This window comes from Streptomyces sp. AM25 (assembly GCF_058146165.1).
The window spans coordinates 16832-38152 of sequence record NZ_JBKIWN010000032.1 but is presented as its reverse complement, the minus strand read 5'-3'; the positions used below and the strand labels follow the sequence as shown (position 1 = coordinate 38152).

Annotated in this window: 27 protein-coding genes and 1 pseudogene; 7 read left to right on the top strand and 21 right to left on the bottom strand. The window is 68.3% G+C overall.

Features of this window, described 5'->3' with window-relative positions:
• Positions 1–82: 82 nt before the first annotated feature.
• The 5 genes and pseudogenes from ACLHRZ_RS31180 to ACLHRZ_RS31160 all read right to left on the bottom strand — a co-directional run bounded on the left by ACLHRZ_RS31180 (position 83) and on the right by ACLHRZ_RS31160 (position 4254).
• Positions 83–1081, bottom strand: coding sequence for an ornithine carbamoyltransferase (locus ACLHRZ_RS31180; protein ID WP_490421935.1), 999 nt, complete (start codon positions 1079–1081; stop codon positions 83–85).
• Between the two features lie 183 nt (positions 1082–1264).
• The gene (locus tag ACLHRZ_RS31175) at positions 1265–2734 is read right to left on the bottom strand and encodes an MFS transporter (protein WP_490421934.1); all 1470 of its coding nucleotides are present in this window, start codon (positions 2732–2734) and stop codon (positions 1265–1267) included.
• A 550-nt stretch (positions 2735–3284) separates the two neighbouring features.
• The gene (locus ACLHRZ_RS31170; RefSeq protein WP_490421933.1) at positions 3285–3419 is read right to left on the bottom strand and encodes a hypothetical protein; all 135 of its coding nucleotides are present in this window, start codon (positions 3417–3419) and stop codon (positions 3285–3287) included.
• A 131-nt stretch (positions 3420–3550) separates the two neighbouring features.
• Positions 3551–3745: pseudogene (locus ACLHRZ_RS31165) on the bottom strand (NUDIX hydrolase); the annotation flags it as partial.
• Positions 3746–3987: 242 nt separating this feature from the next.
• On the bottom strand, positions 3988–4254 hold the full coding sequence (locus tag ACLHRZ_RS31160) for a hypothetical protein (RefSeq protein WP_490421932.1): 267 nt from the start codon (positions 4252–4254) through the stop codon (positions 3988–3990).
• A gap of 214 nt (positions 4255–4468) precedes the next feature.
• Between ACLHRZ_RS31160 and ACLHRZ_RS31155 the strand changes: the two genes are divergently transcribed.
• A complete protein-coding gene (locus tag ACLHRZ_RS31155) occupies positions 4469–5074 on the top strand; it encodes a GntR family transcriptional regulator (protein ID WP_490421931.1) in 606 nt (201 codons plus the stop codon).
• Between the two features lie 360 nt (positions 5075–5434).
• Here ACLHRZ_RS31155 and ACLHRZ_RS31150 read toward each other — a convergent pair whose 3' ends face one another.
• Positions 5435–5908 carry a hypothetical protein gene (locus ACLHRZ_RS31150; protein ID WP_490421930.1) on the bottom strand — a complete coding sequence of 158 codons (474 nt, stop codon included), beginning with the start codon at positions 5906–5908 and terminating at the stop codon, positions 5435–5437.
• A gap of 108 nt (positions 5909–6016) precedes the next feature.
• On the bottom strand, positions 6017–7246 hold the full coding sequence (locus ACLHRZ_RS31145) for a helix-turn-helix domain-containing protein (RefSeq protein WP_490421929.1): 1230 nt from the start codon (positions 7244–7246) through the stop codon (positions 6017–6019).
• Positions 7247–7604: 358 nt separating this feature from the next.
• Here ACLHRZ_RS31145 and ACLHRZ_RS31140 point away from each other — a divergent pair, with 358 nt between their 5' ends.
• Together ACLHRZ_RS31140 and ACLHRZ_RS31135 are read left to right on the top strand one after the other, a co-directional pair.
• Complete coding sequence (locus ACLHRZ_RS31140; protein WP_490421928.1) at positions 7605–7853, top strand: hypothetical protein; 249 nt, start codon at positions 7605–7607, stop codon at positions 7851–7853.
• A 41-nt stretch (positions 7854–7894) separates the two neighbouring features.
• A complete protein-coding gene (locus ACLHRZ_RS31135) occupies positions 7895–8110 on the top strand; it encodes a hypothetical protein (RefSeq protein WP_490421927.1) in 216 nt (71 codons plus the stop codon).
• Between the two features lie 31 nt (positions 8111–8141).
• On the opposite strand, the gene ACLHRZ_RS31130 is transcribed toward ACLHRZ_RS31135, so the two are convergent.
• Complete coding sequence (locus ACLHRZ_RS31130) at positions 8142–8687, bottom strand: hypothetical protein (RefSeq protein WP_490421926.1); 546 nt, start codon at positions 8685–8687, stop codon at positions 8142–8144.
• Positions 8688–8814: 127 nt separating this feature from the next.
• Here ACLHRZ_RS31130 and ACLHRZ_RS31125 point away from each other — a divergent pair, with 127 nt between their 5' ends.
• Together ACLHRZ_RS31125 and ACLHRZ_RS31120 are read left to right on the top strand one after the other, a co-directional pair.
• Positions 8815–9246, top strand: coding sequence for a hypothetical protein (locus tag ACLHRZ_RS31125; RefSeq protein WP_490421925.1), 432 nt, complete (start codon positions 8815–8817; stop codon positions 9244–9246).
• Positions 9243–10382, top strand: a complete 1140-nt coding sequence (locus ACLHRZ_RS31120; protein ID WP_490421924.1) for a tyrosine-type recombinase/integrase — start codon at positions 9243–9245, stop codon at positions 10380–10382. The genes ACLHRZ_RS31125 and ACLHRZ_RS31120 overlap by 4 nt, the downstream gene beginning before the upstream one ends.
• Positions 10383–10513: 131 nt before the next feature.
• Here the strand turns inward: ACLHRZ_RS31120 and ACLHRZ_RS31115 are convergent, their stop codons facing one another.
• The 4 genes from ACLHRZ_RS31115 to ACLHRZ_RS31100 form a co-directional block, all read right to left on the bottom strand.
• Positions 10514–10780 (bottom strand): hypothetical protein, encoded by a 267-nt coding sequence (locus ACLHRZ_RS31115; RefSeq protein WP_490421923.1) that lies wholly within the window; start codon positions 10778–10780, stop codon positions 10514–10516.
• Positions 10777–11115 (bottom strand): hypothetical protein, encoded by a 339-nt coding sequence (locus ACLHRZ_RS31110; protein WP_490421922.1) that lies wholly within the window; start codon positions 11113–11115, stop codon positions 10777–10779. The genes ACLHRZ_RS31115 and ACLHRZ_RS31110 overlap by 4 nt, the downstream gene beginning before the upstream one ends.
• Before the next feature lie 80 nt (positions 11116–11195).
• On the bottom strand, positions 11196–11477 hold the full coding sequence (locus ACLHRZ_RS31105; protein WP_490421921.1) for a hypothetical protein: 282 nt from the start codon (positions 11475–11477) through the stop codon (positions 11196–11198).
• 32 nt (positions 11478–11509) lie between these two features.
• The gene (locus ACLHRZ_RS31100) at positions 11510–11674 is read right to left on the bottom strand and encodes a hypothetical protein (RefSeq protein WP_490421920.1); all 165 of its coding nucleotides are present in this window, start codon (positions 11672–11674) and stop codon (positions 11510–11512) included.
• Between the two features lie 117 nt (positions 11675–11791).
• Between ACLHRZ_RS31100 and ACLHRZ_RS31095 the strand changes: the two genes are divergently transcribed.
• A complete protein-coding gene (locus ACLHRZ_RS31095) occupies positions 11792–12067 on the top strand; it encodes a sigma-70 family RNA polymerase sigma factor (protein WP_490421919.1) in 276 nt (91 codons plus the stop codon).
• Complete coding sequence (locus ACLHRZ_RS31090; RefSeq protein ID WP_490421918.1) at positions 12064–12471, top strand: endonuclease domain-containing protein; 408 nt, start codon at positions 12064–12066, stop codon at positions 12469–12471. Before ACLHRZ_RS31095 ends, ACLHRZ_RS31090 begins: the two co-directional genes overlap by 4 nt.
• A gap of 707 nt (positions 12472–13178) precedes the next feature.
• On the opposite strand, the gene ACLHRZ_RS31085 is transcribed toward ACLHRZ_RS31090, so the two are convergent.
• From ACLHRZ_RS31085 to ACLHRZ_RS31045, 9 genes are all read right to left on the bottom strand, one after another.
• Positions 13179–13433: a hypothetical protein gene (locus tag ACLHRZ_RS31085; RefSeq protein ID WP_490421917.1), complete on the bottom strand. Its 255-nt coding sequence runs from the start codon at positions 13431–13433 to the stop codon at positions 13179–13181.
• 385 nt (positions 13434–13818) lie between these two features.
• Positions 13819–14199 carry a hypothetical protein gene (locus ACLHRZ_RS31080; protein ID WP_490421916.1) on the bottom strand — a complete coding sequence of 127 codons (381 nt, stop codon included), beginning with the start codon at positions 14197–14199 and terminating at the stop codon, positions 13819–13821.
• Positions 14200–14913: 714 nt separating this feature from the next.
• Positions 14914–15267 carry a hypothetical protein gene (locus ACLHRZ_RS31075; protein WP_490421915.1) on the bottom strand — a complete coding sequence of 118 codons (354 nt, stop codon included), beginning with the start codon at positions 15265–15267 and terminating at the stop codon, positions 14914–14916.
• A 24-nt stretch (positions 15268–15291) separates the two neighbouring features.
• Positions 15292–15543 carry a holin gene (locus ACLHRZ_RS31070; protein ID WP_490421914.1) on the bottom strand — a complete coding sequence of 84 codons (252 nt, stop codon included), beginning with the start codon at positions 15541–15543 and terminating at the stop codon, positions 15292–15294.
• Between the two features lie 16 nt (positions 15544–15559).
• The gene (locus tag ACLHRZ_RS31065) at positions 15560–16540 is read right to left on the bottom strand and encodes a glycoside hydrolase family 25 protein (protein WP_490421913.1); all 981 of its coding nucleotides are present in this window, start codon (positions 16538–16540) and stop codon (positions 15560–15562) included.
• A 15-nt stretch (positions 16541–16555) separates the two neighbouring features.
• Positions 16556–17002, bottom strand: coding sequence for a hypothetical protein (locus tag ACLHRZ_RS31060; protein WP_490421912.1), 447 nt, complete (start codon positions 17000–17002; stop codon positions 16556–16558).
• A gap of 37 nt (positions 17003–17039) precedes the next feature.
• Positions 17040–17261 (bottom strand): hypothetical protein, encoded by a 222-nt coding sequence (locus ACLHRZ_RS31055; protein ID WP_490421911.1) that lies wholly within the window; start codon positions 17259–17261, stop codon positions 17040–17042.
• Between the two features lie 49 nt (positions 17262–17310).
• Positions 17311–17844 carry a hypothetical protein gene (locus tag ACLHRZ_RS31050; protein ID WP_490421910.1) on the bottom strand — a complete coding sequence of 178 codons (534 nt, stop codon included), beginning with the start codon at positions 17842–17844 and terminating at the stop codon, positions 17311–17313.
• A gap of 42 nt (positions 17845–17886) precedes the next feature.
• Positions 17887–21312 (bottom strand): hypothetical protein, encoded by a 3426-nt coding sequence (locus tag ACLHRZ_RS31045; protein ID WP_490421909.1) that lies wholly within the window; start codon positions 21310–21312, stop codon positions 17887–17889.
• Positions 21313–21321 lie beyond the last annotated feature (9 nt).

Below are 21321 nucleotides of genomic sequence, written 5' to 3'. Positions count from 1 at the left end.
TTTTGTCTGGATGATGCCGGGTTCGCCGGTCCTCCCGCAGCACCGCCCGCCGAAACGGGGGGTGCGCTCCGCTGAATGCGCGTCACCGGGCGGCGGCCCACTCCAGGACGGCCATCGCGCCGGCGGGCTTCATCGCCGCCTGGGTCCAGGCCAGGGACCGGGGCCCGTCGAGGACCCGGCCCGAGACCTCGTCGCCGCGGCGGGCGGGCAGGCCGTGCATGAAGGCCGCCCGCGGCCAGCGGTCCAGCAGGGCCTCGTCGACGTGGAAGGGGCGGAAGGCCTCGCGCCAGGCGGGGTCCGGGCGGGCGATGCCGGCGAGCTGCCAGCGGGTGGTGTAGAGGACGTCCACGCCGGGCGGCGCGGCGGCGAGGTCGTGGATCTGGTCGACGGACGCGCCGACCGTGCCGGCCCGGCGGTCGGCCGTGCGCAGTTCGTCCTGCGGCACCCCGTAGCCGGCGGGGGTGGCGAAGGTGACGCGGGCTCCGGGGACGGCGGCCAGCGCATGGGCGAGGGCGACGGCCGTGCTGTTGCCCTCGCCGACGTACAGCACGCGGATGCCCGTCAGGTCGCCGAAGGACAGGGCGAGGGTGGCGAGGTCGCACAGGCCCTGGGTGGGATGCTCCTGTGCGGTCAGGGCGTTGACGACGGGCATCCGTCCCTGCCGGGAGAGTTCGCGCAGTTCGTCCAGCGGGCCCGCGGTGCGGGCGACGAGGGAGTCGAGCGTCGTGCCGAGCACCCGACCGGTGTCCCCCACCGACTCCCCGGTGCCCAGGTGGAGGTCGGCCGGGCCGAAGGCGACGGGCGCGGCGCCGAGCCGGATGGCGGCGGCCGTGAAGGCGGTACGGGTGCGGGTCGAGGCCCTGGTGAACAGCAGGCCCGTCAACTGCCCGGCCAGCGGGCGGTCATGGGCTCCGTGGTCGTGGAAGAACTCGACCGACCGCGCGGTCAGGTTCATGATCTGCGGTGGTGCGAGCTCGGCCAACGAGAACAGCCCGCAGGCGTGCCCGGGTCCGCGCCCGGACCCCTGCCCGCTCCGGCGGTCGGTGGTGCCACTGCCCCGGCTGTCCGCACGGCCCGCCACGGCGCCTCCCCGAGACTGCCCGGTACGGGCGTGTGCCGCACCGGTATCCCTGCCCCCGGGTCGTCGAATGTATGGGACACGTGACGTGTGCAACAAGGAGGTGAACTCGCCACGTTGGCGGGCTCCGCAGAAACGGGCTCGGCAGAAACGGACCGGCGCCCGCCGTGGGGCGGGCGCCGGTGCTCAGCGGGGCGGCTGGTCGGCCGCGTCACCGGCCGTGCGGGCCGGGCCGGAGAGCGGGGCCGGATTCTGCGGTCTGCTCCCCTCGCCCGCGGGAGCGGTCTGCCCCCGGCCGGCGGGCGAGGACGGCGGGTGCAGCGGGGCCGACACGTGCTCGGTCCGCAGCCGCCGGGCGACCGCGTGCCGGGGATTGCCGTTGCGCCGCGCCATGGCCATGCGGCGCACGGCCGTGATCCCCTCGATCTCCGTCTCGGCCGCCGGCGCCGAGGTGAGCAGGGCCCGGCCGGGCAGTCTGAAGGTGCGGTAGAGCAGGGAGACCGCGGTCGCGGACGCCAGGCCGAAGCCCAGGCAGACGATCCACGGCAGCCAGGCCAGCCCGGTCCGCGCCCCCAGGTCCATGGCCCGGCCGACGACGAAGTTGCCGCCCATGGCCGCCAGCCCCGAGAAGACGTAGAACAGGCCGAAGTACGTGCCCGTCAGCGCCTCGCGCCCGAACCGGGGGATCATCTCCATCACCGTGGGATGGGCGACCATGGTCCCGAAGTAGAGCATCAGCGAGCCGAGGACCAGCACCAGCATCCGCGGCACCGCGTCGGCCAGGCCTCTGGACGGTGCGCCGTCGCAGACCAGCAGCGGCGGTACGAACCCGAGCCCCATGACGATGAGTCCCCCGCTCACCCAGCGCAGGCCGCCGCCGTGCCGTTCCAGCATGCGGGTGATGCGGAGCTGGAAGAGCATGTTCACCAGCGCGCCCAGGGCCAGCAGCACCCCGGCCGAGCCCGTCCAGCCGGAGGCCTTCAGGGCCCCGGCGGGCAGCAGCAGGTAGACCTGGTTCTCCACAGTGATCATGCCGGTGGTGGCGAAGGAGAACAGCAGGAACCGGCCGTTGCCGAACGCCTCGCGCCAGTCGGCGAAGACGGAGCTGCGGTCGGTGTCCGCCGGGGCCTCGCGCGGCAGCACCAGCGCCTGGGCCACCGTCAGCGCCGCGAAGACCACGGCCCCGGAGAGCGCGAAGATGCGGAAGTCGGTCAGGAACAGCACGCTGCCGAGCAGCAGGCCGAGGAACGAGCCGACCGTGGCGTAGACGTTGAGCAGGGCGAACGCCTCGGCGTGGCGGTCGCCCGACTCCAGGGCCACGTAGGTGCGGACGGCAGGGTAGAACATCGCCGCGGCGACCCCGCTGAGCAGGGAGGCCCCGACCACCAGCGGCAGGGTGTTGCCGAAGGCGAACAGGGCGAACGCGACGGTCCGCAGGGCGCAGCCGGCGATGATCACCATCCGCGGCCCCAGCCGGTCGGCGGCCGAGCCGCCGAGGATGAACAGGCCCTGCTGGCTGAGCGTTCGTGCTCCCAGCACCAGCCCGACCAGTGCGGCGGACATGCCGAGCCCGTGCTCGAGATAGGCGGCGAGAAAGGGCATCAGGAGGTAGAACCCGATGTCCACACCGAACTGGTTGATGAATAGCAATCGCAATGCGAGAGGGAACTCGCGCGTCGCCCGAAGTGTCATCATGCACGTCCCTGTAGTCAGCTCGAGCAGACGAAAGAACACCCTGAGCCGAGTGGGCGCCATGCACCCGGAGGGTTTCGCGGTGCGATGTGGCGGCAGGGACGGCGACCGGGACGACCTTGTGCTTCTCCCTGCTCAGGAGCCCTGATCACAGGTCAGAACGCCCCGGCGTACAGCGCGTCGGCTCGCTTTTCCGTTTCTGGGAACGGTCGCACTCGCTGGATTGAGCGAGCGGTTGATCATATGCTTTTGCGGTGCATCGTCAGCCACTCCCGACTACGCTCGGAAGATACTCGGCAGATACTTTAGCAAAGCAGCCTCCTTATCGATAGAGGGAGGAAAGCCCTGCAGGTGCTGGAACGGCCGTCCCCACGAACGCACTTGCCCGCCGGGCCGGCACCGCCGCGGTCAGCACTCCGAATTCACGTCAACCACCCCGCGAAAAAGCCGAGTTCGCGCAACGGGTACGCGAACTCGGCTTCCTTGCAGCTGATATGAGGACGACCAGGCCCCGTCACTCCCGGAACACGCTGGTGGCCACCCACATCAGCCCTGCCCACGAGCCGACCACGACGACGACGGCGAGGACGCCGCACACCCACGCGGCAAGGGGAACCGGTTCGTTCTCCGGCTCGGGTTCCGGTTCCACGGGACAGCATCGCGAGCAATGGGCGGAATGAGTGTCAGACATGCACGGCAGACTGCTCCGCCATAAGGCCTGATCACAAGGCGGGTACCGGCCTGGTACGCACGGTCCGCCAGGGGGCTCGGGGCCCCTGCTCACGCCTCCCCGAGGCCCTCGAACCAGGTCGGCCCGCCCGTCGCGGCCAGCTTGATCCGCCGGACCGCGAACTCCTCCATCTCCGGCAGCGCGTCCACCGCGAACCAGCCCACCTCCAGCGACTCGTCGTCGTTCACCCGCGCCTCCCCGCCGACCGCCCGCGCGAGGAAACAGGTGTCCATGAACTGGCATACGTGAAGCCGCCACCTGGCCCGAAGCACCGTCAGGCGCACTCGTGGGGCCCTGACCTGGGGTGACAGGTTGGTCCGCGTGGGTCCGAGTGAAGGCCGATTGAGGCGAATTCCCCTCCCTCCACACTCCCTGGCACCCTGCATTCTCCCCGGATCCTCCCTGGGGAAGTGCCTGCCGACCAGGGCTTTCTCTGCATGAAGAAGGGGCCATTCCCTCGAGATAGAGGGAACGGCCCCTGTCCCGCTCACGCGATGGAGCGGCCCAACTGACCGGGTTCATAGTTCTTGCCCCGGCGCTCGGCGTGGCGCCGGCGTTCAGCTTCGAGACCGACGACGCAGGACTTGCAGGCCCGTATCTCGTAGCGCTCGCCGTGGGGCGTGGTGATCGCATCAAGCAGGGTGGTCTGTGTGCGGGGTCTGGCGCAGCGGAAGCAGGAGCCCAGTGCCCACTGGTACGCGCTGATGATCTTTCGGGGGTCGATGGTTCTCTCCTGGAGGCTGAGCAGAGACACGTCATCTCCCTCGGTTCAACGGTCGTGGTGACCATCGCGTCGGCCTGTCCTCGTGCCCTGGAGTTGTGCGGGGTCGCAGTGCTGTGGGTGCTGCAAGGTGGGTGGGTGTTCTGGCGTGTGTGGGGTCCATCGGCGGACGGCGGCATCTGTTACGTAGCAGATCGGGCAGCCTCTCCTACCGTGGCGCTTCCCAAGATCGCTGCCGGGGGCTGTCATGCATGCGCCGCACAAACGGCTTGCCGCCGAGCTGCGGCTGCGCATCGCCGACGGCACGTACCTGCCCGGCACACTCTTCCCAAGTGTGCGCAGCCTGGCAGCCGACCGTGGCGTTGGGCTCGGCACGGCCTACCGGGCCGTGGAGATCCTCCGCGCGGAGGGCCTTCTCGTCGGCGAGCCCCGGCGGCGTCTCACCGTCGCGCACCCTGTAGCCGTGCGCACTCTCTCTGACCCGGATGCGGAATGGCCGCACAGCCGCGGCGACACAGAGCTGGCATCGGTCCGCGCCACCAGTGACCTCGGCGCGCGGCTGCACGTCCCACTGCGCACGCTCCTGCACCGGGAGCGCGTTGAGCTGTTGGACCCGGACGGGCGGCCGGCGATGGTCGTAACGACATGGCGTCGGGGCCCCGCCCGTCCCCACTCGAGCGTGCGGTACCAGGTCCGCGTCCACTCCATGATGCGCCCGGAGGCGAGCCTGTTGGGTCTTCCTCTGGGTACGCCGGCTTTGCTGATCGAGCGCACGCGCTACGGTGCGCAGGGCTCCCCCGTTGAGATTGCTGATCTCGTCCTCCCCGCCGATCGCTGGCGGCTGGGCTTCTGACCGACGACCAGGTCCGCCCAGCAGCTCCCCCTTGCGGCCCTGTAGGTGAATCCTCAACCGCTTAGGCCACTGTCCCATGCCAGAAGCACCAGCAGTAGATATATGCAAACCACAGATCCGAACGAGACCAAAAAGAACACAACTCCCTGACCTGCAGCATCACGAGTGACGGTCAGCCGCCGGATCCCCCCTCCTGCGACCAGGATGGCCACAGCTGCACGAGCAACGCAGCTGCTCGATCGGGGCCTCCCACGCGGGGGCGCCGCCGCGCCGGATGTCCGTGTTGCCATGGCAATAGCTGTGCTGGCCGAGTCGGCACTCGGGCGTGATGTCGCCGGGGCGACGCGTTGCCACCATGAGTCAGTCGGCCGTGCAGTTTCGGGTGCGCTGGTATGCGGTCGCCAGAGCATCGCGAAGGGGCTGGGCCGGAGTCAGGCGCTTCCACGAGTCCGCCTCGTCGCCGTCCACGCCGGGTGGAATGACCCATGTGAAGTCACCGATGTAGCGGCCGGGAGGTGGCGCGTAGAGCGGCCAGCCGGTGCGGTGCACGATGGTCCGGGGCGTCCCAGAGAGGTGGCACGCGCTTCCGAGCGGGACCAGGAAGCAGATGACGCGCTCGGCTCCGCTGGCCAGGTAGGGGCCGATGCGGTGGCCGGCGTCCGTGAGGAGCGCCATGGCCTGCCGGGCGAGGGCGAAGTCGACTTCGATGACGTCCCACGCTTTGCCTGCCAAGAGCGGGACGAGCTCCCCTTGCTGCCAGCGCAGGAGGGCTGTTGCCGGCGTGCGTGCCGCTTGGGAGAGCCAGCGGGCGGCTTTCGTGGTGTCGGTGGACACGGTGCGATCCCCTCGGTGCGATCAGTGAGGGGATCGTGTCGCGCGGGAAGGCCTTGCTCCCTCACAAAGTGTGGGGAGGGAATTCGTGCAACGAGCCTTGACGGACGGCTACATGCCTGCCCACCGTGCGAGTCCGGCGATGGAGTCGTCTTGACCGCGGTCGAGGCGGACGAGGGTTGCGGCGGTGGATCGCAGGGTCGGGTGGTAGCGGGCGTGTGCGGGGCTGATGCGGCGGGCAGTGAGGAGGTCCCTGTGTGCTCCGGCGCGGTCGCCTTCGACGAGGCGTGCGGCTGCGACGTCGATGTGGTGGTGTGACGCGCGCTCGGCGGCGATGCCGTCGGGGACCTCCCACTCTTCCCGGTCTTCCTCCATGCCCCATTCGCGGAGGCGTGCCAGTGCCTGTTGCGTGTCGCCGGCGTCGATGAGCGCAGCGACTTCGTGGATGCGCACGTTGGTCGGGCCGAAGGACATCTCGTAGTGGTCCGTGTCGGCCCTCAGCCACCGCGCTTGCAGGCGGGCTTCAGCGATGCGGGCACCGGCCTGTTCCCGGTGCCCGTCGCGGGCTTCGAGGATCGCCAGCTTGAGGAGGACCGCTCCCTGGACGGCGAGGTAGGTGTCCGGGAGGCTGCGTTCCGGGGCCAGGTTTTCGATCTCGTCGAGCAGTGATTCGAGGACGCGGCGGGCGGATGCGTAGGTGCCCATGCGGATCATGGCGCCGGCCTTGAGGTAGGCGGCGGTGACCTGCATGAGGGGGTCGGCGGATTTGTCGGCTGCCCAGCGGACGCGTTCGATGGCGGTGAAGCTGAGGTCGTGGTAACCGAGTTTGTGGGCGAGGGAGTTGGTGGCGCGGTAGCCGCGGGCGAGCCACCAGAAGGCCTGTTCACGTTCGTGGCCGCGGGAGTGCAGGGCGGTGTGGGTCAGTTCGGCGAGGAGGCCGGGGAGGAGGGGGCCCATGCTGACGTACTGGCCGTTCTGCCGCATGCGGGCGACGAGGTCCATCTTGGTGGCCAGTACGGGGAGTGGGCGGGGGGCGATGAGGGTGTCGTCGGGGTTGTCGTAGGTGAGGAGGATGCGGCGGAGTTCGGGGATGACGGCCTGGGCTTGGTCTTCGGTCTCGGCGCCGTTCATGTACGGCTGGCCGGTGATCTTGTCGGGTCCTACGTGGAGGGCTTGCGCCAGGCGGGCGATGACCCCTGGGGTCGGGTTGCGGTCTCCGCTTTCGTACTTCTCGAGGAGGCTGACCGACACGTTGATTTTTCCTGCGAGCTGCCTGACGCTCATCTGCCGGATCTTGCGGACTTCGCGGATGCGCGCGCCGACGTGGTGCTTGGTGCTCATCGCTGACCCCTCAGCCGAGGTGTTCGGGAGTACCTCAGCCTAGGGTCGTGCCCGTCGTGACGAAAAGGCTTGATCGTTAAGTTTCGGCGAGTTGTCCCATCGGTCGGTGCCGTTGTCGGTGGTTACTCGTAGGCTGTGCTCAAGTCCCGATCGTGCCTGTCTGGGGGTCTGGTGCGGCCTGCGTCGGTGGTGAATGCGGCGATTCGCGCGTTTCTGCGTGCACGGATGGGCCGCTCTTTGCGGCCGGAGGAGCGGCGGGTGTACGAGGCGCTGCGGGCGGAGTGGCTAGAGGCCGAGGAGCGGGACCGATACGGCACGGCGGCATGATCAAGCCATCGGGCTGGCTAGAATCGCTCAGGTGTCCGACTCTTTGATTGCCCCCGCCACCCTGCTCGACCTGGAGCGTGCTGCCGAGGCCGAGCGCGAGAAGCTCGCCGAGGCGGAGACCACCGAAGAGCGGGATGCCCAGTGGAAGGCATGGCGCGAGGCCGCCTTCCGCGTCCAGATAGCCATCACGGACCATGCCACCTCCACCGGAGCCAGCCGCTACGAGATCGAGAGCGCCGTCAAGAAGGCGGTCCGGCATCCCGAGCCCGAATCGGAGTAGCCCCACGTGCCGACGCCCTGGGCGACCCGCACAGTAGCGGCATGGCTGGCCCGCAGATCGTCGTCTACCCGCCAGATGACTCCGGCGGCCGACGGGTGCGCGTCGGCGGAGAGATCCTCGGCATGGCCTACACCCTGCGGGATCTGACGGAATTCCTGCGGCGCGCCGGCCTGGAAGAGGGGAGCTACGACCTTGTGGACCCGACGCTGGTCGAGTGGCGTGGCGGCGGCCCCGAGGAGTGGGGCATGCCCGGGTGAGGCATGGCCTCCCCCGCCGCCGGGAGGACGGTCAGCTGGCGAATGCCGCCTCCAGGGTGGCGGCGATGCCCACGTCGTACCCATCGGGCACGGCGGACAGGTCCCTGCGTCCCGACGTCTTCGACACCCCGAAGTACGTCTCGACGTGCCGCACGGGGGTGCCGTCTTCCAGGGCTGCCGCGACTGCCGCGAGCCGCAGTTCGTGTACCCCTGCCGCGATGCCAAGGGTTTCCGCTGCTCGCCGGACGAGCTGTACCAGGAGTATCCGCCGCAGACCCATCAGGAGCGGCTCGTCCGGTTCCGCGTCCTGGCCGGCCAGGTAGAGGTCCAGCGCGCCGGCCGCGGACGGGGCAAGGCGTATCCGCCGTGGACCCGTGGGGCTTCCGATACGCAGTTGAGGCTCGGCACCGGGGGCGTAGTCCGCTACGCGCAGTTCCTCGGCCTCTCGTGGGCGGAGGCCGGCGAGGAGGAGCAGCGATGTCGCGGCGTGCAGCAGTTGGTCGTCGCCGTCGCGTGTGTGGGTGAGCAGGGCGCGCGCGTCGGGGGCGGAGAGTGCGGGTCGGTCGACGAGGGCCATGGGAGCCTCCGGCAGATCTGGTGAGGTCCCGACGGTAGCCGTAATTCCCCTGCGAGGACCGGCGTTTCGGAGGTCTCGCGATGCCGGAGGTAGCGCATAACGTTCCCTTATGCGTTAGCATTTGACTATGGATCAGCCTTCCAGTGCCACCCTCGCCGAGGTTGAGTTTCTGTACGGCATCGAGTCCGAGGGCTACGACAACAACGACGACTGGCACCCTGCCCGCATCGTCCAGTTCCGGATCACCAGGAAGACGCCACGCCGCATCTACTACCTGGCGGACGACGTGGACCGGTCGGAGCGCTCACGGGCGGAACGCTTTGCAGATCGACTCATCCTGGAGCGGGACGGTCAGGTAACTCGGCGATCGGCCGGCTGGTGGGAATCCGACCTCACCGTCTACCTTGCCCCGCCCGTCATCGAAGAGACCCAGCAACCCGATCTCGTCGAACTGAAGGCGGCCATGGCAGCCGCCCACCCTGACCGTGGCGGCACTGACGAGACGTTCATCGCGGCGCGCCAGCAATACGAGCGCGCCCGGATAGCGGCGAGCACGTGACCAGTCAGCTCCCGACGCAGCGAGCCGGGCAGTCGATCGCGCTGCCCGGCTCGGACCTGTTCGAGGAGGTCCGCCGCAAGCTCGTCGACGACCTCGGCATGGTCCAGGTTGGGCGTCGCGGACAGGAACGCATCTATCGCCCTCGCGCCGAGCTCCTCGCCGAGGCCGTCACACCAGAGACGTTCGTCTGGATCATGGACTGGTTGACCTCTACGCGGCGCGGCAGCCTCCAGACGAAGCGCAACTACGTCGACGACATTCGGCGCGTCTGGGGCGGCTACGCGCAGGAGTTGGGCCACGATCGGTTCGCCCTCGGCGTCTTCAACGCCGACCACATCCGGGCCTGGCGCCTGCGCATGGAAGGCCGCGACGCGCCGCCGACCACCATTGCCCGCTACCTCAACGCGCTCTCCTCACTGCACACCTACGCCGCCGAGAAAATCGACCTACCGAAGAATCCCGTCACCCAAGACGACCGCCCCAAGGTCGACAAGGGCAACACGTCCACGAGCACGCCCGTGCTGGAGGTCGACGAGATCCAAGCCGTGGCTGCCCAGGCCGAGACCGAGTTCGACCTCCTCGTCGTGTCCCTCCTGTACACGCTCGCCGGCCGTGTCACCGAGATGTGTGCCGCTGACGTGACAGACCGGATAGAACGAGGGCGCCGCTCCTACGTCGACGTCACCCGCAAAGAGAACAAGGAACGGATCCTCCCGCTGCCGCTCACTGTTGCGGAGATGCTCGACGTACACACCGAGGGCCGGACCGACGGGCCGCTGCTACTCGACTCCAAAGGCGAGCGGCTCGATCGGCACGATGTCACCCGACTCCTCACCCGCCTCGGCCGCAAGGCCCGCGTCCTCACCTGCCCCAAGATCGACGGACCCGAGAACCACACGTTCACCAAGTGCAAGGTCTGCCGCAAGCTCACCCCGCACGTGCTCCGCGCGTCCCGTATCACGCACATGATCGACGACCATGTCGACCTCGCCGAAGTGCAGGCCTTCGCCGATCACGACAACCCTGCCACCACGGTCGGCTACTGGAACCGGCGGAACAAGGGCCAGCGCAACGCCGCCCATGTGGACGCGGGCGAGTCGGTGTTCGCCAGCGTCGTGCCGCAGTTCCGGCGCTGACCTGCGGCGCGGCCAGGGCGGATGGCATCGAGGTGTTTCTCGGCTGCCTCCTCCATGGCGGGGGAGGACTGCGAACGTCGCGGCGTCGCAGGCGGCAGGGGCCGTGTCCGGCTGGCGCGGGACGAGGTCGCTCATTCGGCGACCTCCAGCTGCTCCCACAGCCACGGGGCGTGCGTCGAGTGGCGCCGCTCCCGACCGCACGTCCTACAGTGCGACGGCCGCCAGCGCGCTTGCGGGGTGAACGTGTGGAGCGGATTCCGCCAGTGACCTTCGGCCTGCAGGTGGTCACCCCGGTGCTGGTCACAGATGTCGCAGATCCAGTAGCCGTCCGAGCCGTCCGGACGCACAGGGCCTTCGCGGAACCAGTGGTCGGTGATCAGTGGCGGGCGGGCGGTCATGCCGTCCTCCTCCTCTTCGGCGACCAGGACCAGCCCGTGCGAGCACGGTGCTTCCCTGCGTGGCCGGTCGGCAACTGGCAGGGGCGCGGTGCGTACTGCGACGGCACGAGGTTTGCCGGACCGCCGATGCTGCCGCACTCCGGCTCACCCGGGGAGGCGAAGTCCCGGAACCAGTCCATGTGCAGGACTGCACCCGATTCGTCGCTGTAGCACTCGTGCGTGGCGCAGCCTGCGCACAGCTCACATTCCACGCACTCGTCGATGCGCCACGGGCCGAGGCGGAGGAGACATGGCGAGTCGAACACGGAGTCCCACGTCTCCTGATCGTCAGTCATGCGCTCTCCATTCAGGTACGGTACGGGCGGTGCCCCGGCTGCTTTCCTCAGCCGAGGCACCGTTCCGTTCCACGTTTTCGTCACCGGGCAACCGGCATCTGGCAGGTGCGGCAGCCCACCGACCGCCCCGCAAAGAACAGCGGGGCGTACAGGTGAGGACGCCACCGGGCCTCGGCGACCGGAGCTTCGTCCGGCCGCGTCGTCAGGGACACCCGGCCGTCACCAGACACGCACTGGACGACAACGACCTGGAACGGCTGCATGTCGGAGCGCACAGCCAGGTCGTGGCCGATGTGGTGAACCAGGGCCTCGTGATAATCGCCCGGCGAGGTCGGGTTAGGGCGGATGACGGTAGCGAGCATGAACTTCCTCCTTGGTGCGCGGTGGACGAGCCTCAGCGATTCCGGTCCTCAGCGAGCAAGCGGTCGATGAGGGTGCTGGCGAGCTCGACGTTGCCGTCGAAGTAGACAGTGAGGGCGTGCTCGATGACGGGCCGGATGCTGCGGTCGTCGGCCTGGCCCTCTCGGCGGCCCTCCGTGACGTCGTTCGAGATTTCCATGGGTGCCTTCCCTGCTTGGCGTCCTGTTCCCGATAACTCAAAATTAGTGGGTACCCATTAATCGCGTCAAGTGGGTACCCACTAGATTTTTTGACGGGTACCCACTAACCTGCCCTCATGGACAAGCCGCCCGCACCGTTTGAGCAGCTCGCCGACCTGACGGCTGGCGACGAGAGCATCGACCAAGCCGTCGCCCTCACGCAGGCCCTCGCCGCAATCCCGGACCTTCAGAAGTGGCTACGCGAGCAGCGTCAGCACGTCGTCCGCACCCTGCATGAGCGGGACGGCGTGAGCTACACCGACATGGCGCCACATCTCGGTGTCAAGCCGGAGCGCGTCAGCGGCATCGCACGCGGGCACAGCCGGTCACCCAAGAAGGGGAGCTCCGAGTGATCGACATCAGCGGCGTTGAGTCCCTCTCTAAGGATCAGAATCGCCACCACCCGCGAGGCGCCATCTGCTGGCACTACAGCCGCTTCCGGCTGACCTGCGACGAGTACGACGCTCTGCGCGCACGCGCGAACGGCTGCTGCGAGATCTGCGAAACACCGGAAGGCGAGACGCGGAACCGTCGACTCGTCATCGACCACTTCAGCGGGCACCCGGCCTGCTATGTACGCGGACTCGTCTGCGACCGCTGCAACTCGGTGATGTCCTGCCATGACGGCAACAAGCAGTGGGGACCCCGCTCTTCGCCCTGGCGCGAGAAGGCGGCCGAGTATGCGGCGAACAGCTGGCAGACTCCCGAAGACGGGCTACGCCTCCAGAAGTTCCGAGGACCGATCGATCGACTCTGACCGCCTCTTGGGAGCCGGACAATCACCCCAAATATCGCCTGTGATATGGCATGCTATCAAGGGTCAACTCCCTTGCGGCGCAGGGTCGCTGCAGCGCCGCTGACGCTACTGACCCGAGAGGTACTGACGTAGTGCGGTCGCCACGACATGGTTGACCGTGCACCCCGCGTCCTCCGCTCGGGCAACGGCCCACTCGTACAGCTCGGAGGGAATCTGCACACGCCGGCCGTGGGCGGGGACCCTAGGACGCTCGACGGTGCTGAACGGGTTCGCGGCGACAGCGCCTTGCTCACACGCATAGTGATAGAAGCTGCCGCAGGCCGAGATGATCTGTGCCCGCGCCGGCTCGGACAGAGGGGGCTCCTCCGGGGCGTCCTGGCTTCGCGTCCCGTCTTTCGTGCGGATGCGGGCGGGCACGGCCGTGAGGTGCTCCGCGAAGGCGCTGGCCAACGAGTCATCAGCTTCAAGCGGGTGGATACCAGCACAGCGGGAGTACGCCTCCCAGCGCCCGAAAGCCCGGCCGTAGGCGCGGCGGGTGTGTTTGCTCTTCTGACGGGCAAGCCAGGCTCCGGCAGCGGTAGGGAGCGCGTCCCGGTCTCCATAGATGTCGGCGAGACCGTCGTGGAGCTGGCGGGCTTCGCCGGGCCAGTCGTCGCGAGGGTCTTGTCCCGCCGAAGAGGCCCCTGCCGCCCGGTGCGGGGCGCTGCTCACGGCCGCTTGGCCTTGCCCTTCTTCGGCTGCTTCGGCTCCAGGATGTTCTCTTCGAGAACGAAGCAGAGCACGGTCACAGTGTCCGTCGTCAAGCTCAACTGCTCACGTGCGTACTTGAGCACGTCGAGAGTGAGGTCCTGGCGGGTTGCTCCCTCGCCGGCAGTGATCGTTCCCTCGCGCGTCCCCGCTGCCAAGACACCTCCGACGTTCCACTGCAGCGTTACGAGCCAGTGGTACTCGATGCCTGCCATGTTGAGCCTTTCAGGTTGGTCGAGCCGGCCTTGGGGAGGGTCGTTGCCGTCTTCGATCTACACTCCCCCTGCTTAATAACTGCCATTATCAATCCCGGAGTCGGGTGATCGCTACCCCTTCAGCACAAGGCAGCGTCAGCCGCCGTCTCTCCCCAGGTGACCACGACTGGCGCCACGAGCCCGCGCCCGGCCGCGCCCCTGCCCGTGTGTATCGCCTCCCCAAGGGCATGACGAATCGCCCCCGCCCAGTCCCGGAGGACCGAACGGGGGCAGCACCGTGAAATCTGTCAGAGGGACAGGAAGAGCGTGAGGACGAGGTGCAGAACGACGGCCAGCATGCGGGATCACCCCCTCCCCGACACGGACGGATGGAGCACCGAGTTGGTCAGGGCTGGATCTCGCGGTCCGGGAGGCGGCCCTGGATGTGGAAGGCGTGGAGCTCGCCGAGCTTCTCCTGCGCGCTGGCGTGCTGCTCGCGCAGGAGCGCGAGTTCCTCCAGCACCGCGTCGTGGGTCTCTCGGGAGCGGCGTTCGCTGTCGCGGCCGAGGATGTTCTGCCCCACCATCAAGAGCGGCAGCGCGACGAGTTGGATGCAGTTGGACCAGTAGAGCAGCTGGGTCATGGCTCCTGGGAACAGCAACGGCAGCAGCCCATACACGGTCAGCAGGTAGAAGGCCCACATGGTGCCGAAGGCGAGAGTGGCCCGGCGGGCAAACGCCTCATTGATCCGAGGGATGAAGCCTGACGGCAGGCGAGTGTCGGTCATGCTCTTCCTCCAGCTCAACGGGGACCTGTGCTCACGGCGGTTGTGCGGTCGCGTCGTTCCGTGGTGGCGGCCGGCGGGGTGCTCTGCGTCGGTGACGGGGTGGGGGACGGGGATGGCTTGGTGGGGGTGCACGTGTAGTGCGTCGAGCCGCTGGAGTCCGGTGCGCAGGTGTACGTCGTCCCCGCGCTGTCGGTGAAACTCCAGCCGGAGGGAGGCGATCCTGGTGGCCCTGCAGCTCCGCGCTCGCCTGGGTCTCCCTTGGGCCCTGCCGGACCTGGTGTCCCAGCCGGCCCGGCAGGGCCGGGTGAGCCAGCTGCTCCGTCCAGGCCCTTCGTACCGGCGGATCCAGTCGGCCCGACGGGTCCGGGAGAACCGATGACGCCGACTTTGCCGTCCTGCCCGTCCTTGCCTGGCGGCCCGGACGGGCCGGGGCTCCCCGCGGGCCCCGGAGGCCCTGAGGGTCCTGCCGGGCCGGTGACGCTCTGCCCCGGCTGTCCTCGGCTTCCCGGGGGGCCGGCGACAGGACGGTGCCCCAGTTGCTGCACCTGGCGGGCGAGCGCGTCCCGAGCCTGGTTCGCGAACACCAGTTGGCGGCCGAGGTGCGTGAGTTGCCACCACACGATCGCCATGAACAGGGCCCCCGCCAGTACCAGGACGATTCCGGCGACGTCGCGCGGGGGGCGCCTCCTGCGCTTGTCGTCCTCGTCCGCCATCTCAGGCCCCCTTGCCGGATAGGTAGACCTGTACGAGCAGCAGGAGCAACGGGGAGATGAACGCGGCCAGAACCATGCGGCGGTCCCGGGCCCGTTCCCTCAACCGCTCTTTTTCGTCGGTTTCCTCCTCGCGTTCCGCTTGGCGGATGCGGTTCTCCAGCTCGTGCACGCGCTCGGTGAGGGTGCGGATTTGTTCGTCTCGTGATTGCTGGCGCAGCGTCCATACCTGCATGGGCACGCTGTCGGTGGCGATCCGCGCGATGCGGTTGTCGAGTTCGGCGTGCACGCGGTCGGTGCGGCTCTCGTGCTCGACCTGGCGTCGGAAGAGTTCGCCGAGGGACACCTCATCAGCCACGGACGCCCCCTGTCGTGACGGGCGCTACTCGCCCGTGGACCGCGGCTTGGCCGGGGTACTGGTAAGCCGCGGCGTGTGCGGGGCTGTGAAGCCGGCAAGGAAGGTGACGAGCGTCGGGGCGACGGTGATGATGAGCGCCTGGAGCCACGGTGGGAGTGGGCCGAGGAGGCTGCTGTTCGCGGTCACGTTGTTGAGGAAGGCCAGGGCGATGGAGGCGAGGAACGTGCTGATGGTGGCCGCCTTCACCTTCGCCTCGACGGGCGCGCGCGTGCTCATGGAGGGTTCCGTTCTGTCAGGCGATCTGGCGGCCGACGACATAGCCCATGAGCGGCACCGTCGAGCGGATACGGACCTTGTCCACGTCGGCACCGGCCGGGAGCGAAAGCACTTCCTTGCTGCCTGCCACTGTGACCACGGCCGGGGCGTTGGGGGCGTCCCATGCCCCGCCCTCGTGGTGGAACGTCGTGGTCACCTGCGCGTCGCCGCCCTGCGGGACGAGGCAGACCCACATCGGGCCGTTGCGGGCTCCGCCTTGCGGAGCGTCGGCGGTGCCGGCGGGTTCGACGGGCAGGTCATAGTCCACGTTCGAGGGCACATCGAAGTAGGCGAGCATGTCGTCCTCCGTATAGCGGGGCGTGGGTGCCGGCGTAGGAGTGGGGTCTGGGGTGGGCTTCGGAGGCGGCGATGCGGGTTGGAACGACAGGGCCCAGTCGCGGAGTTCCTTCGTGCTACCGAGGCGGCAGTAGTCGTGATCGACGCCGGAATCGCTGTACTGGTGGAACATCCACGGGGCTTGGATGCCGGGGTCTCCTGCCGCGCGTCCGGCGGTGGCGATCCAGAGGAAATCGCACGCATAGCTGGTGGTATCGACGTTGCGCCAGTAGTCCAGATTGGCGTACATGCCGACGGGATTATGCGGCAGCTGGGTCTTCACGTACCGCAGCCACGCCTCCTTGTACGCGGCCTGATCGGTACGTGACACGTTCTGGTTGGCGGGGTCGTAGCCTTCCCAGTCCAGGACGATGAGGTCTCCCGGCTTCCACGCGACCTGGGCGAGGAAGAAGTCAGCTTCCTCGACAGGGTCGTTGCTCATGTGCGGGTAGTGATACAGCCCCGTCACCAGGCCGTTCACCTTCGCGTGATCTCGCTGGGTGACCCACTCGGGGTTGATGTACGACAGGCCCTCCGTGACCTTGACGAAGGCGAATGAGAGCCCGCTGGTGTCTGGCGTGGACGACTGGTAACTGGCCCAGTCCTGACCGTAGATGCCCATGGTGATCGCGCTCCCCTAACTGATCAGGCCGGGGACGTAGAGCTGGGCCGTCCAGTCGGCATGCGAGGCGGTGTGGGCTCCGCCGTGGCCACGGTGGTGGAAGGCGCACAGCCAGCGGAATTCGCCGGGTGAGGACTCCAGCCAGTTGGCGATCTCTTCGGCCGTGGCTGTTTCGGGTATCTCGGGGAAGTCGTGGTGCAGTGCTGCGGGATCCGCCGCGTTGGCGGTGGCGAACTCGAGTACTGCGTGGTGGAGTTCGAGCGGTCCGGAGGAGCAGTAGCCGGGGCCGATCCGTTCGGCGACGTAGCACACGGCACTGTCCTTGGTGTGCCGGCGATAGGCCTCGAAGGCTCTGTAATGGCGGTCGCTCTCACGAGGCTCGTGCGGGGGGTAGTGCATGACATAGCGGTGCGTCTGGGCCTGGGCGTGTGCGGGCACCGTGTCGTGATCGTGCTGGGGCATGGGTTTCCTCCGGCGCAAGCGGTGGAGCGCGGGCGGGTCAATGTGCTCGGGTCGCAGCGAGCACGAGGTTGACGAGCGTGGCCATCCCGCCCAGGACGGAGAGCGTGACCGGTACCGCCCACCGTCTGGCGGCGCTGACGGCTTGGCTGGCAGCGCGCCACGTCTCGAGTTCGTCGATGCGGTGCTCGAGCTTGCGGACGTACTCCCATTCGGCCTTGCCGTCGAGTCGGCGGTCGAGATCCTCGTCCGAGTAGCTCACACGGTCCTCCGGGAGGTCTTCCGGATTGCCCGGCGGCAGCGGTGTGGGGTCATCGGCTGAGCCAGTACAAGCGCAACGAGCACGAGAAGTCGGAGCTGACGTAGGTGGCGAGCGCTGCGCCGCTGCTCTGCCCGCCCTGGGCTTCGACGTAGTCCGTGGATCCGTTCAGGGCGACGACGGTGCTGGTGCACTGGCCTGAGAGGACCGCGTTGACGGCGTCGGAGCCGACAGCGGTGCCGTTGATGGGGCTGCCGTTGAGCATGAGGCGGATGCGGCGGTAACCGGTCGCGGTGCCGCTCCAGCCGACGGTGCCGATGACGAGGTAGGTGCCGGGCACCGTGGCCGTGTACCTGCTGGGGTTGACGGTGTTGGAGTGGCCGCCGTCGCTGTCCACGATGGTGGTGTCGATCGTCAGGCTGGTGAAGGTCGCGTTGGCGATCGACTGTGAGGTGGCTTGGTAGCCGGAGAAGATGGGTGGGCCGGTGATGAAGGATGAGAGGTTCTGGACGTTGGCGTTCCACAGGGCACCGGTGATGAACTGCCCGGGGACGACGGTTGCCGCGGACGGCACGGTACGGGCCACGGTTCACCTCCAAGGGGCGGGTGGGCTGTGGGGCCCGGTCGGTCAGTAGGCGAAGGCGACCGCGTCGAACTTGTCGACGCTGTCCCAGGTGGTGGGGTCGGTGGTGCCGGCCGGGAGCGGCTCGCACACGGTGTCGCCTGAGTTGTGTGATTTGGTGGTGGCCCCGGTGAGGTTGATGGTGGCTGAGGTCCAGCCGGGGCTGGTCGCGCCGACGCTGGCGACGGTGACGGTCTCGGCGTTGGCGGTGTTCTGTCCGAGGACGAGCTGCTGACCGGGGCCGAGTTGCGCGGCGAGGGGGTTGGTGGTGTCCGCGCTCGCGTTCACGGTGATCGCGGTCACGCCGGAGGTGATGGTGGCGGCGAGGGTGGTGTGCCAGCTGGCGAAGGCGGCGTAGGGGGTGAGGTCGACCGGTGAGCACTGGAGTGTCCAGGTGGCGTCGCCCTGGTCGTCCATGCTGATCTCGATCTGCTCGATGAAGCAGTCGACTTGGTCCGCTGGCACGCCGGGCGGGCGGCGCATGACGCGCACGCGCATGCCGAGCTCCAGGGACAGGCACACGGGCCACATGGCGGGGTTCGCCGAGGGATGGAGCTTGATCGCTGAGACCCGGACGGCGGGGTTTTTGTACCGGCTGAGGAGGTAGCCGGCGGCGTCCCGGCATTCCAGCGTGGAGCTGGAATTGACTGTCCGGGTGAGGGTGCGGGGGAAGTAGTTGGCGATGCTCGTGGCGTCCTGGGCGTAGAAGTTCTGGTTCGTCGCAGCCTGGGTGACGGTGATCTGGTTGGACAGGTGGGTGGCGTCGTAGTCGAGCGTGCAGTCCTCATATGGCCATTCCCCAAGGTCCGTGCGTTCTCCGAAAACGTAGGCCGGGGTGAGGGAGTTGTAGCGTGCGGCGCGGGAGCGGAAAGTGATCGTTCCTGCGCGGTCGACGAAGTGTTCGCCGTTCTCCGTGTCCACGACGGCCTGCATGGAGCTCAGCGCGTCCTGACCGCCGGTTGCCGCGGCGCCCATGGAGGTGGTGAGTCCGGCCTGAAGGGCGTACACGCCGGTGTAGCCGGCCCATCCGAGGATGCGGGCGTACCGTTGGTCGGTCGAGTCTCCAGCGAAGGACGATTTCCACGCGGCGTAGAGGTTGCTCATGTCGGTCGTGGTCAGGGCTGTGGGGAATTCGGCGCAGAAGGAGAGGTCGCCCTGGAAATTGAGGTTGGAGTAACCGCCTCCTGGCACATCCACGTAGGCGCCGAAGTTGTCACTGACCAGGCCTGTCGCCTCTACGGTGGGGTTGAAGCTGGTCCAGATGGTGTTGATTCCGTCCAGGTTGATGGTGAGCTGGGCATTGGCGTGGCTGTAGCTCACGATAGCCAGGTGCCAGTTGCCGTCGGCCGCGTTCGTCGGGCCCGGTGTGAAGGACACATAGGTCCCCCCGCTCGCAGGTCCGTTTTCCCCGAAGACGAATTGGCCGCTGCTGTTAATCAGCCAGTACATGATTGATCCGCCGGGGACACCGGCACCGTGCTGGCTGTCCATGCTCGACCAGAAGAATGCGCCGACGGCAGGATTGGAGCCGACGGTGTAGCGCCAGGCCGCCATGCGCGTCCACGACCCGGACACATTGGCCGGCCCTTTGATCCCGGCCTGGTGCAGGGCGAGGTAGGTGGAGGCGCTGAATGCATTGGCACCGGGATTGGGGTTGTTGACGGTGGCGACGGTGTTCGTTGAGCCCGTGTAGAGGCCCGCGGGTGTGTTCACCGCGGTGATCTGGGTGCCGAACACGAAGGATCCCGGCCCGTATTTACTGACGGCCAGCGGGGCAGGCGGGTTGGTGCCGGTCTGGTCGGTCGCCTGCTGGGACCCCGACGGGTCCTGAAGGGTGTAGAGGAACCGGGGGCTGTGCTTGGTGATCTCCAGGGTGAGAGGGTCGGAGAGCTTGACCTGAGACAGCAGCGAAAGAGCATCCACACATACCGGCTCCACGGCCCCGTAGGTGCCGTGGAAATTCCAGCGCGACGGCCAGCGCTCCGTGAACCCGGAGTACATCGGATACCAGACGCCCGGCGGCATCCACGTAGTGGCGGTGGCCCCCTTCTCCAGCTGGAGGCCGTCAGCCTGCATCGTGCAGGTAGCGGCAGCCGCCGAAGCCGGAGTGACGCCCACCACCATGGCCAGAGCGGTCGCCGGCGCAGTCGCGGTGACCGTCACCTGCGTCCACGCCGCGGTCGTGCTGCCGGTCAGCGTGACGGAGGTGCCGTAGGTGTAAGAGCCCGGTGGGGCGGCCGGGGTGGTGTACCAGCCGAAGAAGGGCTTGGCCTGCAGGGAAGTGGAGGCGGTGGTGTTCCTGACCTGCATCTGCAGGGTGTACGTCGCGCCGGGGATGACGCCCGTCTGGAGCGTGCCGAAAACCCACGATGGCGCGTTGGAGCCGCCGGGAACCTGGAAGGCAAGTACCCGCCCGCCCTGCCAGGCCGTGGCGTCGGCGGCGATCTGCCCGCCACCGGAGGGGTCGGTGTCGGAGAAGACATCCTGCCCGGCCCCGGTGATGCTCAAGGGCCCGGTGCTGTAGCCGCCGAGGTCGCCACCGGTGGCCACCACCTGGCTGAGCAGGTTCCGGGTCGGCGGCCACTGCGCCCGTTTGCGGTACGGCTGGTACGCCATGATCCGGCCCGCCCACGGCCCCGAGGCGTTGAGCGGGTCGAGGGCCCCGTCGGTGTTGGCCAGGGTGACCTGATACTCGCCCGCGCGGACTTGGTCCAGCTCGTACTGGCGGCCGCGCTGCACCGATGACCTCCCGCGCGTGCGGGGCGTGACCTCGACATACCTGTCCAGCGGGCTGTCGCCGCCCGCACAGTTCCAGTACGGGGCCCAAGCTTCCTCGACCAGCGGCCAGTTGACGTTGATCAGCCCGCCCGTGGCCGTGTTGACGTGCTCGATGTAGGCGTGCATGCCTGCGGTCTCGGTGCCGTAGTAGCCGCAGGTCAGATGCAGCTCGACACCGGTCGCGACCCAGGTGTAGGCGGTAGTGGCCTGGGTGGTCCACGTGTAGGCGTCCGGGCTGGTGTCGAAGGCGAAAGAGCCGGTGGTCTCGCGGATGCGCCACCATGCGTGCGCATAGGCATCGTAGGCGCCGACCGTGGTGGTCGAGGCGGTGCCCGCGTTGGTCACGGACACCGACAGCGTGCCGCCTGAGACAGCGAATGTGGCCTTGTTGCTGGCGTCCTTGACGACCTCGAAGAACGTCTGTGTCGAGCCGTTGCCGGTCGACACGGGGGTGACCTTGGCGAAGGCCGCGGACGCCGTGGCGTCCCACAGGCCGGAGCCGAGGGTGTAGTAGCTGGTCGTGCAGGTCACGAAAGCCCGGTCGAGCGTGGTGTCCAGGTCGGTGTTCGGTGAGGCCGAGGCGGTGTTCCAAAGGGTGCGGTTGAGGGCGCCGGCACCGAAGGCATCGACGAGGTTGGCGAGCTTGGGTGCCACGCGCGCTCC

What these genes read in the sequence shown, in the direction of transcription:
- ACLHRZ_RS31155 (WP_490421931.1), top strand. Translation starts at nt 4,469, where the DNA reads ATGCATGCGCCGCACAAACGGCTTGCCGCCGAGCTGCGGCTGCGCATC.
- ACLHRZ_RS31145 (WP_490421929.1), bottom strand. Translation starts at nt 7,246, where the DNA reads ATGAGCACCAAGCACCACGTCGGCGCGCGCATCCGCGAAGTCCGCAAG.
- ACLHRZ_RS31135 (WP_490421927.1), top strand. Translation starts at nt 7,895, where the DNA reads ATGGCTGGCCCGCAGATCGTCGTCTACCCGCCAGATGACTCCGGCGGC.
- ACLHRZ_RS31130 (WP_490421926.1), bottom strand. Translation starts at nt 8,687, where the DNA reads ATGGCCCTCGTCGACCGACCCGCACTCTCCGCCCCCGACGCGCGCGCC.
- ACLHRZ_RS31125 (WP_490421925.1), top strand. Translation starts at nt 8,815, where the DNA reads ATGGATCAGCCTTCCAGTGCCACCCTCGCCGAGGTTGAGTTTCTGTAC.
- ACLHRZ_RS31115 (WP_490421923.1), bottom strand. Translation starts at nt 10,780, where the DNA reads ATGACCGCCCGCCCGCCACTGATCACCGACCACTGGTTCCGCGAAGGC.
- ACLHRZ_RS31110 (WP_490421922.1), bottom strand. Translation starts at nt 11,115, where the DNA reads ATGACTGACGATCAGGAGACGTGGGACTCCGTGTTCGACTCGCCATGT.
- ACLHRZ_RS31105 (WP_490421921.1), bottom strand. Translation starts at nt 11,477, where the DNA reads ATGCTCGCTACCGTCATCCGCCCTAACCCGACCTCGCCGGGCGATTAT.
- ACLHRZ_RS31100 (WP_490421920.1), bottom strand. Translation starts at nt 11,674, where the DNA reads ATGGAAATCTCGAACGACGTCACGGAGGGCCGCCGAGAGGGCCAGGCC.
- ACLHRZ_RS31095 (WP_490421919.1), top strand. Translation starts at nt 11,792, where the DNA reads ATGGACAAGCCGCCCGCACCGTTTGAGCAGCTCGCCGACCTGACGGCT.
- ACLHRZ_RS31085 (WP_490421917.1), bottom strand. Translation starts at nt 13,433, where the DNA reads ATGGCAGGCATCGAGTACCACTGGCTCGTAACGCTGCAGTGGAACGTC.
- ACLHRZ_RS31080 (WP_490421916.1), bottom strand. Translation starts at nt 14,199, where the DNA reads ATGACCGACACTCGCCTGCCGTCAGGCTTCATCCCTCGGATCAATGAG.
- ACLHRZ_RS31070 (WP_490421914.1), bottom strand. Translation starts at nt 15,543, where the DNA reads ATGAGCACGCGCGCGCCCGTCGAGGCGAAGGTGAAGGCGGCCACCATC.
- ACLHRZ_RS31065 (WP_490421913.1), bottom strand. Translation starts at nt 16,540, where the DNA reads ATGGGCATCTACGGTCAGGACTGGGCCAGTTACCAGTCGTCCACGCCA.
- ACLHRZ_RS31060 (WP_490421912.1), bottom strand. Translation starts at nt 17,002, where the DNA reads ATGCCCCAGCACGATCACGACACGGTGCCCGCACACGCCCAGGCCCAG.